Below are 14,722 nucleotides of genomic sequence, written 5' to 3'. Positions count from 1 at the left end.
TATTATGTCAAATAAGATATTTTTGTAATCTTCACTCAGAATTTCCATGTTCCTAATAGACCTTTTCCGTAATGCAGACCTTCCCAGCTTTGCAACACTCTTCAGCGAAATTAATATGGATATGGGCAATGGGCAAATTTGGTTTGTGTTGCTTCTGGCTTGCTTCATGCTTACGGTTCACGGCATGATCGTTTTGTCGATTGCTGGCGCTTTTCATTGGCTTGATCAGCAGCTAGAAAATAAACGGATCTATGGCGCCAATTTTGTTTCTTACTTCATCGCGATTTTGCTCATTATTGCAACCCATTTCGTAGAAATCATCGCTTGGGCCTATATTTGCGTGGCCCTTAAGGTATTTCCAACAAATCCACAGACCTTTTACTTCGCAGGCGAAATGTATACAACTGTAGGATATGGCGATTACACCCTGACTGAGCACTGGAGAATTTTGCCCATTATTATCTCGTTTACAGGAATCTTTGCAGTATCCATGTCTGGAGCGGCCCTATATTCAATGATGGTGGCTCTGCTCGGACACTCAAATCAAAACCCCAAATCAGGATCGGGTTTTTAGGGCAATGCTGTCGGCGGTATGGGGCTCTTTTGCTTAAAAACAAGCTCAAGAACCCTGCCACTAGCCTCCTGGGAGCGAATTCGGCCCGGCAGCCACTCGAGATCTTTAGCTAACCAAATGTCCACCTGGCGCTTATAGGGGTCATTTTCACGCTGCATCAAAGCGTAATGACGGTTAACAGACCTTCCCAGGGTCGGAATATCCTCGGAGATAGCCTCACCATAACTTTTAAATTGCCACATTTCAACCGAGTTGTAATCAACTACCGGCAATGCACGAATACTTCCAGCCTCATCAATTTTGCTATCCCCGTTTAGCAATGAAGCAATCTGGAACATGAGGCTAAATCGGTCTTGAGTTCCAGGGGGAATGGCTGGCGTGAACTCCGGCTTTTCTGAGAAGAACATCTGCCCTCCTCCAGTTGAATGTCGATCAAATCGAGAATAACGTGGTGGCCTTGTGCCACGCTGCGACCAATAAATAGAGGGGGCCATACCGTATGCATCAATGGTTCCCCTCGATTCAAATACAAATGGGCCGACGAAAGCATAGGGGATATTGACATATAGGCGATAGCTATTTCCATCAACAATCCAGTCGATTTCTCCAGTCTGATACTTTTGGCCATCGACGTAAGAGTCGTAATAAATGATTCCCGACTCTGGTAGTTTGAAGGCCACTCCCGATTGATTGAAGGCCCCACCCTGTTCTCCCGCTACCAGGCTTTTTGGATCTTCTAACTTCGCACTAGAATCTTCTTTGTTTAATTTCTTTTTGGGAGCCTTCGCCATTTGAATTTTCTTAGGCGGCTCAAGTTTCAACTCAGTTCTAATAATGAGGTCATCTGCAATTTCTGGAGCAGAGCCAAGGGAAAGAAAAGGTAGGCCAACAAATAAAATGAGATGCCCAAGTAGCGATAAAACCAGCGCTACCACAATCATCCGCAACGATTTTGAGTGCATCAAACTACTAGAGTAAGACTGCGTAACTTGCCCTGACTCTGAGCTCAGAGAGCACTCTCAAGTAAACGACTATTCTTGGGCAAATTAGCCGCCAGGAAATCCATCTGGTCAGCTAGAATATTGCGCCCTTTAAGAATCATATCTTCGTACAAACTTGGCAGATAAGGGGTGTACAACAGAGCCATGCCAGCTTGTTCGGGAGTGCGATTACCCTTGTGTTGATTGCAGGGCCTGCAAGAAATCACTAAATTCATCCAGGAATATTTTCCGCCACGACTATTGGGAATAATGTGCTCTGCCTCAGCCTGATTCTCATGAATTACATCACCACAGTAAGCGCAAAGACCGCGGTCACGTTTAAAGAGTTTATGTTTTGTGATCACCGGGACAACATCGAATAAATTAATCTTCGCACTACCTTTGATAGCAATAATCGAATGAAGTTCAATGACGGACTGCAAGCCGCTAGCCCTAGAAATGCCGCCCCGCATTTTCATGATGGGGTCGCCCAGTGTCCATAAGACACTATTATCAGCGTAGTGTTTGGTTGCTTCTTCAGCGTTAACCCAACCCTGGGGAATTCCACCAGCGTCTAATTTCAAGATGCTCAGCACAAACTCTCCTTTCTCGACCTAGGCGATGCAATCAATCGTTTAACTTATCTTACAGAAGAAATATGTGTCAATCAATCATCTAGGGAGATATAAACTCCAAAACTGCTGGGAGATGGTCTGCATAGTCGGCAATGCCATGATCACTGCCCTCAAGGACAAGCTGCTTGGCGCCTTGATAGAACTCCGTCATTTCTTGCCAATCAAGCAATTCATCTCCTTTTGCTGCAATCAAAAAGTAACGGCTAGGATTAGAAATCCTTTCAACTTGTAAGGCTTTTAGCTCATCAATATATTCAGGGCGAAAATCAAATGGCTCGTCATTGTCATAGGACGTCATCATTCCCACATGGGGGGCAAGCTCCCTGGCAGCACGAACGGCCGGATTTAAGACAACCGCTTTGCAGCCATACTTTTCTGCCAAATAGTTTGCATAAAATCCGCCCAGCGATGAACCGATGACAACAATATGATCGGCCTTAGACAGATGAATATGCTCTGTAACCATATCCATACTGTTCTGCGGTGAAGCCAATAACTGCGGGCAATACCATTCAATAGGGTTATTGACTGTCGATAAGGCCTTGATGGCCTCACCGGTCATCACAGCCTTACTGGATCTAGGGGAAGAGCGAAAGCCATGCAAATACACCAAGAGGGTTGATGTCATATTTAGATCTTAGGCTTTTTGACCAATTTCAAAGTTGGCTAATTTTTCTAAAGCCTTCACCATCGCCGAATGATCCCAGGCTTTGCCACCATGAGCCGAGCAAGAGTTGAAAAGCTCTTGAGCAGTGGCGGTGTTCGGCAGTGAAACGCCTAAAGCACGAGCGCTATTGAGTGCGAGGTTTAAATCTTTCTGATGCAACTCAATCCTAAAGCCCGGGTCAAATGTGCGCTTCACCATGCGTTCACCATGCACCTCAAGAATTTTTGAGCTCGCAAAGCCGCCCATTAATGCTTGACGGACTTTGGCGGGATCAGCGCCTGCTTTGGCTGCAAATAAAAGCGCCTCAGCAACAGCTTCAATATTTAAGGCTACGATGATTTGGTTTGCGACTTTGGCAGTTTGACCATCCCCATTACCACCCACTAAATTGATATTCTTACCCATCAAATCTAAAACGGGCTTCACCTTATTAAATACTCCTTCATCACCACCGACCATGATCGATAGCGTGGCATTTTTAGCTCCAACCTCTCCGCCAGAAACTGGGGCATCCAAGTAGTCGCAACCCAAAGCATTTATTTTCTTGGCATATTCTTTGGTGGCAATGGGTGAGATTGAGCTCATATCAACAACAACCTTGCCCTTCGATAAGCCAGATGCGACGCCCTTCTCACCGAACAAGACTTTTTCAACGTCGGGCGTATCTGGCACCATCGTAAAAATAATGTCTGCCTTTTCAGCGACCTCGCTGGGACTAGAACACTGAATAGCTGAAGATGAGGCTAGCTCCTGTGGAACCTTACTTCTAGTATGAATAAAAACCTCATGTCCTGCTTTAATAAGTTGGCCCGCCATAGGGGCGCCCATAATACCGAGACCAACAAAACCTAATTTTAATTTCGCACTCATTTCATCTCCTTTTGTATTTGCTTTAATTTTATGAATTTAATTTCTGAATCCAAGCTAAACCTGCTTCTGTCGTAGTCGCAGGCTTATATTCACAACCAATCCAACCTGAGTAGCCAATCTTGTCAAGGAATTTGAAAAGATAGGTATAGTTAATTTCACCAGTGCCAGGCTCATTGCGGCCGGGATTATCAGCTAACTGAATATGGGCGATCTGCTTGAGATTCTTTTCGATAGTATTGGACAATTCACCCTCCATACGCTGGGCATGGTAGATATCGTATTGCACAAAGAGATTATCAGAGGAAACCTCTTTAATAATATCTAGCGCCTGCTGTGTTGTATTTAAAAAGAATCCAGGAATATCAAATGTATTAATTGGCTCAATAAGTAGCTTTAAATTGGATTTTTTTAACTCAGCAGACGCATATTTCAAATTAGCCACAAAAGTGTCATGAAATAATTTTTGATCTGCACCTGCAGGAACTTTGCCTGCCAAACAATTCAATTGCGCAACGCCTAGAACCTTGGCATATTCGATCGCTTTTGCAACCCCCAAACGGAACTCTTCAGCTCGGTCTGGATGACAAGCTATTCCACGCTCCCCGGCATCCCAATCACCAGCCGGCAAATTATGAAGGACTAGCCTTAAGTTGTGCTGATCTAACTTCTGTTTAATTTCAGCAGCTGAATATGGATATGGGAACAGAAATTCAACCGCCTTAAATCCCGCTTGAGAGGCGCGCTCAAAGCGCTCCAAGAAAGGCGCTTCTGTAAATAACATTGTCAAATTTGCAGCAAATTGAGGCATTTAAGGCCCTTCTTGAGTTTCCGGAATAAGACAATAATCTTAACAAAGATGAGGGCATTGGTCCGAATACCGCATTAGCACTCTAAAGACTAAAAAATGATAAAAGTGAGCTAATATCTTAATCAGCGTTAATTATTCATAAGGAAAATAATGAATCTTAAATCCACCACCATTTCGCTAGCTATAGCAACTATATTGGCCACTTCATTTTCAGTAGTGGCGCAAACGAAACCTGCTGATACCGGTTCCGCCAAGCCAATGGTGATCGATGCGGCTGTAGTGGACAACCGCTACCAGCTATATGAAGGTAACGTAGTCAAGATTGATAAAAAGACTCGTACCATTACCTTCAAAAATAAAGAAGGTGAATCTAAATTTGTCGCAGGTCCAGAAATCACCAATTTCGATCAAATTAAGAAAGGTGATCGAGTTAACGTGACTTATGAATTGGCTGTTGCAATTGAACTGATTAAAACCAAGAGTGATGGCATTCGTAGCAAGGTAGAAACTAATACGGTCACCAAATCAAAGGCAAATGAAAAGCCTTCTGAAAGCATTGCCAATCAAACAACCATCATTGCCGATATCGTTGCCGTAGACCGCGATAAGAAACTTGTCTCTGTTAAGGGTCCTAGCGGCAAAGTTACCACTGTAACCGTTAAAAACCCAGCTCTCTTGGGTGATGTTAATGTTGGCGAACAAGTTAAGGTCATTTATTACGATGCAATGGCGGCCTCTATAACAACTCCAAAAAAGTAAGCTGTAGTGAATGCTGCACAAGCTATTTGATTAACAACTGCTTATTAGCATTATTTTGACTCCTTACACCTCACATTGTGCTAACACCACAAGGTGAGGTTCAGATGAGATCACTCAATCTCAATTTATGGTGACCCCCTCTGCTGAACTTAACCGGCTCTCAGCTATCAGCAATAAGGGGCAGAATCGGAAGGTTTAAAAGGCCTTAGTTATTCAGGTTTGTGGGGGGGGGAATTTTTAAGCAGCTCTCGTATTTTGGTGTCACCTTCGACCATTAGCTTGAAGCGAGATTCGCTTACTAAAATAGCCATCTTTGCGTTGTACTGTTCGCGACGTAACCACTCAACCAAAAAGCTTACAAGTAATGTGTAGGTTATATAAACAATTAATGTTGTTATATCCCTGGAATCAACAACACTAAAGCTCATATAAGGTGACATAAAAAAATAGGAAATTAATGGGATGCTTAACGCCAAAGTGAGTAATGCTGGACCAACCCCAAAAAAGAAGGCAATCACAATCGTATTGATCTGAAAGAAAAACAAAGGTAGCGCCTCCTCGATATGTGGCTGAAGGCTTAAGCGAATGCAAAAAGCAAAAAATACACCGACGCACGCATTTAAGTAGCCCTGCCCCTTATTGGGACACCACCGATAAGCATTAAGATTGTGTTTCATGGATTCCTTGGACGGTGTATGCTTCATGGCATAACTATATTGACGACAGTGTAAGACATGCCCCATAGAAATGAAATAGGCGCCACAAGCGACAGCATCACCATTTTACTTCCAGGTTTAAATGGTGGTGGACTTGAATTAGGCCAACTTCCCAGCTTTCTAAGTACTAACGGATTTAATACCGTGGTTCCTGAAATCAAGGGTTACCTTTATGGAAGTCCTGCAGATAACTACGAAGAGTGGCTTAGCCAAGTCCACAATTGCGTAGACGAGCACAAGCTTCAATATAAAACCATCAATTTAGCAGGCATCAGTATGGGCGCTACCTTCGCACTTGCGATTGCCACACAAAGGTCTGATATTTCTTCAATTGCGCTCTATTCACCGGTATTGCGTTATGACGGTTGGTCTGTGCCGTGGTATCGATTTCTACTCAATATTGCATACAGCCTGGGAATCCGAAATTGGGAGTATTCGGAGAGAGAGCCTTTTGGCATCAAAAATCTCGAGCTACGACGCCGCATTCGTGACAAATTTAAGTCCCATGAATTATCTGAGGTAGGCGCACCACTGATCACCGCAAGGCATTTGTATGAAGCCAATAAGCTCATGGCTTACACCACAAAAAATCTAAATTTAATTAACTCTAGACTCCTATTAATACAGTCCGTTGAGGATGACACATGTTCGGTATGGTCTGCAGAAAAGATATTATCTAAAGTCAAATCAGATCTTCGTAGAACAATTTGGCTGGGCAATAGCTATCACATAGTCACCATTGATAACGAGAGAGAAATCGTATTGAACGAGACTTTACGATTCTTAGCTAGAGCTAAGGGTGGAAATCTTGGTATAGATAATTACTATTTAGACATGAGCCCCAAGGCACTTCGCACGCGCACACTGTAATGCCTTAGAAATAAAAAAGCCCCCTGACTCAGGGGGCTTTTAATTGTCTTGGCGGAACGGACGGGACTCGAACCCGCGACCCTCGGCGTGACAGGCCGATATTCTAACCAACTGAACTACCGCTCCAAAATACATCGAGTGAAACATCACAAACTACATTTTACTGCCACCAAAATTTCTGGCGTCCCCAGGGGGATTCGAACCCCCGTACTCACCGTGAAAGGGTGATGTCCTAGGCCTCTAGACGATGGGGACCTGGACTACTTCAAAATACAGCAATTTGAATGCTTGGTGGAGATAAGCGGGATCGAACCGCTGACCTCTTGCATGCCATGCAAGCGCTCTCCCAGCTGAGCTATACCCCCGAAATCCCACAATAAAACCGCAAGACACTCAAAACAATCCAAGATTTTATCCTATTTTTGTGCGATTGCGCAAATTGCCTACTGGACCACCTTGGAGAGCCTCTTGAGAGCTTCATCCTTACCCAATACCACCAATACAGAATCTATTGCTGGAGTCTGAGTTGTAGCAAATAAGGCATAACGAACGGGCATAGCTAAGGCTGGCATCTTAAGTTGATGCACGGCTAGAACTTGCTTAAATGCCGCTCCGTAAGCTTCTTTTGTAGGTTCCGCATTCTTGATTGCTTCAATTAAATCTTTTAGTGCAGGGACAATCGCTTCCGGAATATTTGCGGCTATCTGTTCTGCACTATGCATCGGTGCTGGCAAGTAAAACAGCTTAGCCCCTTCCGCAATCTCAATCAAGGTATTAGCACGATCTTTTAATAGTCCAACAACTTGAATAAAGTTTGGTCCATTTTCAGTATCGATACCAAGCTGATGTGCAAAGGGTTTAGTCACTTCAGCCAATTGAGTGGGATCTGCATTCTGAATATATTGATGATTTAGCCAGAGTAATTTTTCAGGATTGTGTTGTGCTGGTGAGCGACCCAAGCTCTCTAAATCAAACCAATCTACAAATTGTTCTTTTGTAAATATTTCTGCATCACCGTGTGACCAACCTAAGCGCGCCAGATAATTCAGAATTGCCTCCGGCAAATACCCTGCCTTTTGATAATCGCGCACACTCATGGCGCCATTACGCTTGCTCATCTTCTCACCAGAATCATTTAGAACCGTGGGTAGATGAGCATAGATCGGAGGAATGCCACCTAAGGCCGTCATGATATTAATCTGACGAGGGGTGTTATTTACATGATCATCACCACGAATGACATGAGTAATCTTCATATCTAAGTCATCTACTACGACGCAAAAGTTGTACGTTGGTGTGCCGTCTGGGCGAGCAATTACAAGATCATCAAGCTCATCATTGCTAATTTCAATCTTGCCCTTCACGGCATCATCCCAGATAACAGATCCGCCAATAGGATTCTTGAAGCGAATGACTGGCTGCACAGCTTCAGGAATCGTCGGCAAAGTTTTTCCGGGTTCAGGTCTCCACAAGCCGTTGTAACGCGGCTTTTCTTTATTGGCCATTTGTTGGTCACGGAGTTTATTTAACTCCTCTTCCGACATATAGCAGGGATAGGCCAGTCCTGCATCCAGCATTTGTTTGACGACTGCACGATAGCGATCAATACGCTGCATCTGATAGATTGGGCCCTCATCTAAATCAAGCCCTAACCAGGACATCCCTTCAATGATCACATCTACCGCTTCCTGAGTAGAGCGCTCCAAATCGGTATCTTCAATCCGAAGAATGAAATCACCTTTATTGTGACGTGCAAATGCCCAAGGGTAGAGAGCGCTGCGTAGATTGCCCAAATGAATAAAGCCCGTTGGACTGGGGGCGAAACGTGTACGAATATGCATAAAGCGCATTATCTCAGGTCAGTCAAATTGGCGGCAAAATTAAAAAACGTGGATACTTTGCCTCATGAATGAATTACTTGTATTTGTCTGTGATGGGGCCCCAGTTCGCGGGGAAATTGTGTCCATCAGCACTGCGTGGCAGGCTGTTTTAGAGCGTCGTAATGATCCGCCGGTAGTACGACGCATTCTAGGTGATTTTGTTGGTGCAGCCACCCTTCTGAGCGCTAGCCTCAAGTTTGATGGCACATTGATTATTCAGGCACAAAGTAAAGGCCCGATTCAGCTACTCGTTGTTGAATGTAAGTCCGATTTATCGATGAGAGCCACCGTCAAGCTATCAGTCGATCCCTCAGAAATATCTCCAAATGCGACTCTTGGAGATCTGCTCGATGCAAGCAACTCTGGCAGGCTTGTGATTACCCTAGACCCTTCAGAGCGAGAGCCCGGCCAACCACCGTACCAAGGCATTGTTGCGCTCCAACAGCATCGCGGTGGTCAGCTCACGCCAGTAGCTAGCGCGGCAGAGGCTATCGGTCTATACATGCAAAATTCTGAACAGCTAGAAACCAGAATTTGGCTAACTTCAAATGATTCAAATATAGGCGGACTCTTGTTGCAACGCATGCCAGATTCTGGTGGCCATACACACCTTGATCCACAAACAGCTGCCGAGGGCTGGACTCGTATACAGACTTTGGGTGAAACGATCACCGACGAGGAGTTGATAACGCTTCCACCTGAAACTATCTTGAGGCGCTTGTTTTTAGAGGAATCCACTGAGAATGGCGTTCGCAGCTTCCCCCCAAGAAAGATTCGCTTTTCTTGTCGTTGCTCGCGCAACAAAGTTGCCGATGTCTTGAGAATGCTTGGGGAGGAAGAGGTACAAGGGATACTGGAAGAGCAAGGGATAGTAGAGACAATTTGTGAGTTTTGCGCCAAGCCCTATCGGTTCGATGCCGTGGACTGTTTGCAAGTATTCAAAACGGATTTACTCAGCGATGCCACAAGACCGCCATCTAGCGGCCATTAGAATTTATTGTTTCGTAGCAGCGGGTGTGTTCGCTTTATCTGCAGGCAAGATTTGCACAAAAAACTCACCCTCTTTAATCAAACCATGCTCAGCTCTAGCGCGCTCCTCAATAGCGCGCGTACCATCCTTTAAATCCTTAACGTCGCCCGCTAACTTTGCATTACGAAGAGCCATGAGACTATTTTTAGCCTCCTGAAGCTCTACCTGTCTCTCCATTTCGTAAACCTTTAGCCATCCACCCTTTCCTAGCCACAGGGGGTACTGAATTGCGATGAGCAATACCAGCATCGAGTAGATGACAATCCGCATATTAAGTGAATCTTTTGTGACTTAGCGTTTCAAGTTATAGAAAACAGATTTGCCTGGATAGGTTGCGACATCACCCAAGTCTTCCTCGATTCGCAAGAGTTGGTTGTATTTGGCAATGCGATCAGAGCGAGATAAGGAGCCTGTCTTAATCTGGCCAGCATTTGTGCCAACAGCGATATCAGCAATAGTGCTATCTTCAGTTTCACCAGAGCGATGAGAAATGACCGCAGTGTAATTAGCGCGTTTGGCCATCTCAATCGCGGCAAACGTTTCTGTCAAGGTGCCAATCTGGTTAATCTTAATCAAGATGGAGTTGGCAATACCTTTCTCAATGCCTTCTTTCAGGATGCGAGTATTGGTAACGAAGAGATCATCGCCCACCAATTGAATCTTCTTGCCAAGCTTCTTGGTGATATCAGCCCAACCATCCCAGTCGCCCTCATGCATACCGTCTTCAATCGATACGATCGGAAATTGATCTGCCAAGTTACCAAGATAATCAGAGAACTCACTAGAGGTGAGCTGTAAGCCTTCGCCTGAAAGATGGTATTTGCCGTCTTTGTAAAACTCACTAGCAGCGCAATCTAGGGCCAATAAAACATCATCACCCGCTTGGTAGCCAGCACCCTCAATTGCTTTCATGATGGTTTGCAAGCACTCATGGTTACTTTTGAAGTTCGGGGCAAAGCCACCTTCGTCACCTACAGTAGTCGGCATGCCTTGAGCGCCAATGATTTTCTTAAGTTCATGGAAAATTTCAGCTCCACAACGCAAGGCGTCACGGAAATTTTCCGCACCAACCGGCATGATCATGAATTCTTGAATGTCTAAACTGTTATTGGCATGTGCGCCACCATTGACGATATTCATCATGGGCACCGGTAATTGCATGCCACCTGAACCGCCAAAATAACGGTACAAAGGTAAGCCAGCTTCTTCAGCGGCCGCTCTTGCAACAGCCATAGAAACAGCTAAGGTTGCGTTTGCGCCAAGACGCGCTTTGTTATGAGTGCCATCTAATTCGATCAGGGTGCGGTCCAAGAAAGCTTGCTCTGTTGCATCTAAACCGAGAATAGTTTCTGCAATTTCAACATTAATGTTTTGAACAGCATTCAAAACGCCTTTACCCAAATAACGAGACTGATCACCATCACGCAATTCGATTGCTTCACGTGAACCCGTGGAAGCTCCAGATGGAACGGCAGCACGCCCCATGACGCCAGACTCCAGTAATACATCGCACTCTACTGTTGGGTTGCCGCGTGAATCTAAAACTTCTCTACCGATGATGTCAACAATGGCGCTCATGCACCTTCTCCTTAAAACAATATGAAATTGGGATTAATAACTTCTTTAAAAATTACTGAAAGCTATTTTCTAAAAATGGACCGTTAGATTTGACTACTGTATCAATCGCAAGCAATGACTCTAGCAACTCCCTCATGCGATGTAACGGAACTGCATTAGGGCCGTCAGATAAGGCTTTAGATGGATCTGGGTGAGTTTCCATAAAAAGACCACTAATACCAACAGCAACCGCGGCACGCGCCAATACTGGCACAAACTCACGTTGCCCACCGCTTGCTGTCCCTTGGCCACCCGGTAGTTGAACAGAATGGGTGGCATCAAAAACAACGGGTGCATTCGCCTCGCGCAATATGGCCAAGCTGCGCATATCAGAAACTAGATTGTTGTAGCCGAATGAGGCACCACGCTCACAAACCATAAATTGATCCGGAACATTTACTTCTTTGGCTGCTGCTCGCGCCTTCTCAATAACATTGAGCATTTCATGAGGGGATAGGAACTGCCCCTTTTTAAAATTGACTGGTTTACCACTTTGAGCGCAAGCACGAATGAAATCGGTCTGTCTGCATAAAAAGGCAGGGGTCTGAATCACATCAACAACCTTAGACACTGCTTCAATCTCGTTAATATCGTGAACATCGGTCAAAATCGGAACACCCACTTCTTTTTTAACCTTAGCCAATATTTCTAGGCCCTTCTCCATACCTAAACCACGAAACGAAGTTCCAGAAGAACGGTTAGCCTTATCAAAGGAAGATTTATAGATAAACGGGATGTTCAAAGCGCTAGTGATTTCTTTCAAATGCCCAGCAACATCAATGGCCGACTGTTCGGACTCAATGACGCAGGTACCCGCGATTAAGAAAAAAGGCTGATCTAAACCAACATTAAAACCGCATAGTTTGAATGGACTCATAGCATCCTCTTAAGCAACTTGTTTTAATGCAGTGTTTTGATGGATCAGTGCGGCACTAATGAATGCAGAGAACAAGGGGTGCCCATCTCGTGGTGTTGAGGTGAATTCCGGATGAAACTGCACACCAAAGAACCATGGATGCATCGACTCTGGCAACTCCATCATTTCAGGCAATGACTCATTTGGGGTTCTGGCAGAAATAATTAAGCCAGACTCCTCCAGTCTTGGAACATAAGTGTTGTTCACTTCATAGCGATGGCGATGACGTTCATTTACTTCTGCGCCATAAATCCGATGGGCCAAAGTGCCTGCTTTAACGGGGCAGCGTTGTGATCCTAGGCGCATCGTGCCACCAAGGTCAGAAGCATTGCTACGTTTTTCAACATTTCCCTCCCTGTCCATCCACTCAGTAATGAGAGCAACTACAGGATTTTCAGCTTGCGGATCAAATTCAGTACTGTTTGCCTTTGCGATATTGGCGACATGGCGCGCAAACTCAATCACAGCCAACTGCATGCCAAGGCAGATACCAAGATAAGGAATATTGTTTTCACGGGCATAACGGATCGCAGAGATCTTGCCTTCTGTACCGCGCTTACCAAAGCCGCCGGGAACCAATATGGCGTCAAGCTTCCTCAAGCAATCAACGCCGTCTTTTTCGATCACTTCTGAATCGATATAGTTAATATTCACCTTGGTATGCGTATGAATACCAGCATGACGTAGCGCTTCAATTAGTGACTTATAAGACTCAGTCAATTCAACATACTTGCCAACCATACCAATGGTAACTTCGTGTTGAGGATTGGCCATCTCATAAACCAAATGCGCCCATACGGAAAGATCCGCTGGTTTGGCATCGATTTGTAACTCTCGACAAATCAAGTCATCCATGCCTTGCGCATGAAGCATTTCTGGAATCTTATAAATCGTATCAACATCCCATACAGAAATGACTGCTTCATCACGGACGTTAGAAAACAAAGAGATCTTAGCGCGCTCGTCTTCCGGAATTGGTCGATCAGCACGGCATAACAAGACAGTTGGCATGATGCCTATCTCACGCAACTTTTGCACAGAGTGTTGGGTGGGTTTCGTTTTCAACTCGCCAGCACTTTGAATATAAGGAACTAAGGTTAGATGCACAAATGCGCAGCTATGCATGGGTAGGCGAAGGCTCATCTGCCGTGCCGCCTCTAAAAATGGTAGGGATTCGATATCACCCACCGTACCGCCGATCTCACAAATAGCGATATCAGCCTTACCATCATGACTTGCATTAGCTCCCCTTTCCACAAAAGCTTGAATCTCATTTGTAATATGGGGAATAACCTGAACGGTTTTTCCTAAGTATTCACCGCGACGCTCTTTGCTAATGACGGACTCATAAATTTGGCCAGTGGTGAAGTTATTGCTCTTGCGCATCTTTGCTGATACGAAGCGCTCATAGTGCCCTAAATCTAAATCTGTTTCAGCCCCATCTTCAGTGACAAAAACTTCACCGTGCTGCAGTGGACTCATGGTGCCCGGGTCAACGTTAATATAAGGGTCTAATTTTAGGAGGGTGACTTTCAGGCCGCGGGATTCAAGAATCGCGGCAAGCGAGGCAGCTGCGATTCCTTTCCCTAAAGAAGAAACCACACCACCAGTGACAAAAACGTATTTGGTCATCGCTTAAGCTCTGTTGGAAAAAGTAATTATAACGATAGCAATGTCTAATGACTGAATTGTAAAAAGGTAATAATCCAGAAATCTATGAAAAAACCACTGCTTTTCATCATCCTTGGCTGCATTCTGGCCTTTGAAGCCACCCAACTGTCAGCCCAAACATCGGACTCCATTGTGGGCACCTGGAAGACTTTTGACGACGACACCAACCTACCGGCTTCAATTGTGCAAATTACAGAGAAAAATGGTGTTTTTTCTGGGGTAATTACAAAAATACTTGATCTGAGCGCACTGCCAAACTGTGAAAAATGTACCGATAACCGCAAAGGCAAACCTGTTCTGGGCATGGAAATCCTAACTGGCCTCAAAAGGACTGGGGACTCTTATTCAGGCGGTCAAATCTTGGACCCTGATGATGGTGAAATCTATCGAGCAGAGATGAAACTCAAGGACCAGGGTGGTAAATTGGATTTAAGGGCCTATATTGGAATCCCTTTGCTGGGAAGAACACAAACCTGGATACGTGAGAAATAAACGCCATGCGCCTTCTGTTTGCCATTCTTATTACTGTTTTATCGCTCTTTTACTTCCTGCCTTTTGCCATCGCTTTCCATAGAAAGAGGGCTAATACTGGTGCGATTTTTGCACTAAATCTCTTTCTGGGCTAGTCCCTGATTGGATGGGTGGTAGCCTTGGTTTGGGCTCTCAAGGATGAGAAGGTTATCTAATCTTTGCCTGTAACCCCCTTTAATTGACACTCCAAAGCCCTTT

At 44.8% G+C, this 14,722-nt stretch carries 17 protein-coding genes and 3 tRNA genes; 6 read left to right on the top strand and 14 right to left on the bottom strand.

Annotation, left to right across the window (positions count from 1 at the left end; translation table 11 throughout):
- The first annotated feature begins 46 nt into the window (after positions 1–46).
- Positions 47–574 carry an ion channel gene (locus tag AOC07_RS04600; protein WP_215294191.1) on the top strand — a complete coding sequence of 176 codons (528 nt, stop codon included), beginning with the start codon at positions 47–49 and terminating at the stop codon, positions 572–574.
- On the opposite strand, the gene AOC07_RS04595 is transcribed toward AOC07_RS04600, so the two are convergent.
- The 5 genes from AOC07_RS04595 to hyi all read right to left on the bottom strand — a co-directional run bounded on the left by AOC07_RS04595 (position 571) and on the right by hyi (position 4,534).
- Complete coding sequence (locus AOC07_RS04595; protein ID WP_215358332.1) at positions 571–1,536, bottom strand: DUF3108 domain-containing protein; 966 nt, start codon at positions 1,534–1,536, stop codon at positions 571–573. The two genes, AOC07_RS04600 and AOC07_RS04595, sit on opposite strands and share 4 nt — an antisense overlap.
- 44 nt (positions 1,537–1,580) lie before the next feature.
- Positions 1,581–2,150 (bottom strand): HNH endonuclease, encoded by a 570-nt coding sequence (locus AOC07_RS04590; RefSeq protein WP_215294189.1) that lies wholly within the window; start codon positions 2,148–2,150, stop codon positions 1,581–1,583.
- A gap of 79 nt (positions 2,151–2,229) precedes the next feature.
- A complete protein-coding gene (locus AOC07_RS04585) occupies positions 2,230–2,817 on the bottom strand; it encodes a YqiA/YcfP family alpha/beta fold hydrolase (RefSeq protein WP_215358331.1) in 588 nt (195 codons plus the stop codon).
- 9 nt (positions 2,818–2,826) lie between these two features.
- A complete protein-coding gene (glxR, locus tag AOC07_RS04580; protein ID WP_215294187.1) occupies positions 2,827–3,726 on the bottom strand; it encodes a 2-hydroxy-3-oxopropionate reductase in 900 nt (299 codons plus the stop codon).
- A 28-nt stretch (positions 3,727–3,754) separates the two neighbouring features.
- Positions 3,755–4,534 carry a hydroxypyruvate isomerase gene (gene hyi, locus AOC07_RS04575; RefSeq protein ID WP_215358330.1) on the bottom strand — a complete coding sequence of 260 codons (780 nt, stop codon included), beginning with the start codon at positions 4,532–4,534 and terminating at the stop codon, positions 3,755–3,757.
- A 150-nt stretch (positions 4,535–4,684) separates the two neighbouring features.
- On the opposite strand from hyi, the gene AOC07_RS04570 reads away from it, so the two are divergent.
- Positions 4,685–5,293: a hypothetical protein gene (locus AOC07_RS04570; RefSeq protein ID WP_215358329.1), complete on the top strand. Its 609-nt coding sequence runs from the start codon at positions 4,685–4,687 to the stop codon at positions 5,291–5,293.
- 209 nt (positions 5,294–5,502) lie between these two features.
- Here the strand turns inward: AOC07_RS04570 and AOC07_RS04565 are convergent, their stop codons facing one another.
- Positions 5,503–5,997 (bottom strand): DUF4118 domain-containing protein, encoded by a 495-nt coding sequence (locus AOC07_RS04565; RefSeq protein WP_215358328.1) that lies wholly within the window; start codon positions 5,995–5,997, stop codon positions 5,503–5,505.
- Positions 5,998–6,027: 30 nt separating this feature from the next.
- Here AOC07_RS04565 and AOC07_RS04560 point away from each other — a divergent pair, with 30 nt between their 5' ends.
- Positions 6,028–6,879, top strand: coding sequence for a carboxylesterase (locus AOC07_RS04560; RefSeq protein ID WP_215358327.1), 852 nt, complete (start codon positions 6,028–6,030; stop codon positions 6,877–6,879).
- A 49-nt stretch (positions 6,880–6,928) separates the two neighbouring features.
- Here AOC07_RS04560 and AOC07_RS04555 read toward each other — a convergent pair.
- From AOC07_RS04555 to gltX, 4 genes are all read right to left on the bottom strand, one after another.
- Positions 6,929–7,005 (bottom strand) — tRNA-Asp (locus AOC07_RS04555).
- A gap of 53 nt (positions 7,006–7,058) precedes the next feature.
- Positions 7,059–7,134: transfer RNA gene (locus AOC07_RS04550), tRNA-Glu, on the bottom strand.
- A 34-nt stretch (positions 7,135–7,168) separates the two neighbouring features.
- Positions 7,169–7,244, bottom strand: a tRNA-Ala gene (locus AOC07_RS04545).
- 78 nt (positions 7,245–7,322) lie between these two features.
- Positions 7,323–8,729: a glutamate--tRNA ligase gene (gene gltX / locus AOC07_RS04540; protein WP_215358324.1), complete on the bottom strand. Its 1,407-nt coding sequence runs from the start codon at positions 8,727–8,729 to the stop codon at positions 7,323–7,325.
- A 55-nt stretch (positions 8,730–8,784) separates the two neighbouring features.
- On the opposite strand from gltX, the gene AOC07_RS04535 reads away from it, so the two are divergent.
- Positions 8,785–9,750, top strand: a complete 966-nt coding sequence (locus AOC07_RS04535; protein WP_215358323.1) for an Hsp33 family molecular chaperone HslO — start codon at positions 8,785–8,787, stop codon at positions 9,748–9,750.
- Positions 9,751–9,753: 3 nt separating this feature from the next.
- On the opposite strand, the gene ftsB is transcribed toward AOC07_RS04535, so the two are convergent.
- The 4 genes from ftsB to AOC07_RS04515 are packed head-to-tail and all read right to left on the bottom strand — an operon-like array spanning position 9,754 to position 13,954.
- A complete protein-coding gene (gene ftsB, locus AOC07_RS04530) occupies positions 9,754–10,059 on the bottom strand; it encodes a cell division protein FtsB (protein WP_215358322.1) in 306 nt (101 codons plus the stop codon).
- Positions 10,060–10,080: 21 nt separating this feature from the next.
- A complete protein-coding gene (gene eno / locus AOC07_RS04525; RefSeq protein ID WP_215294179.1) occupies positions 10,081–11,367 on the bottom strand; it encodes a phosphopyruvate hydratase in 1,287 nt (428 codons plus the stop codon).
- 52 nt (positions 11,368–11,419) lie between these two features.
- Positions 11,420–12,283, bottom strand: coding sequence for a 3-deoxy-8-phosphooctulonate synthase (kdsA, locus tag AOC07_RS04520; protein ID WP_215358321.1), 864 nt, complete (start codon positions 12,281–12,283; stop codon positions 11,420–11,422).
- 9 nt (positions 12,284–12,292) lie between these two features.
- Complete coding sequence (locus AOC07_RS04515) at positions 12,293–13,954, bottom strand: CTP synthase (RefSeq protein ID WP_215294177.1); 1,662 nt, start codon at positions 13,952–13,954, stop codon at positions 12,293–12,295.
- A gap of 84 nt (positions 13,955–14,038) precedes the next feature.
- On the opposite strand from AOC07_RS04515, the gene AOC07_RS04510 reads away from it, so the two are divergent.
- Both AOC07_RS04510 and AOC07_RS04505 read left to right on the top strand, forming a co-directional pair.
- Positions 14,039–14,485, top strand: a complete 447-nt coding sequence (locus AOC07_RS04510) for a DUF2147 domain-containing protein (protein WP_215358320.1) — start codon at positions 14,039–14,041, stop codon at positions 14,483–14,485.
- 5 nt (positions 14,486–14,490) lie between these two features.
- On the top strand, positions 14,491–14,619 hold the full coding sequence (locus AOC07_RS04505) for a superinfection immunity protein (protein WP_215358319.1): 129 nt from the start codon (positions 14,491–14,493) through the stop codon (positions 14,617–14,619).
- The last annotated feature ends 103 nt before the right edge of the window (positions 14,620–14,722 follow it).

It is taken from the genome of Polynucleobacter sp. UB-Raua-W9 (assembly GCF_018687435.1).
Taxonomy (GTDB): Bacteria; Pseudomonadota; Gammaproteobacteria; order Burkholderiales; family Burkholderiaceae; genus Polynucleobacter.
This window is presented reverse-complemented; position numbering and strand designations above follow the sequence as displayed.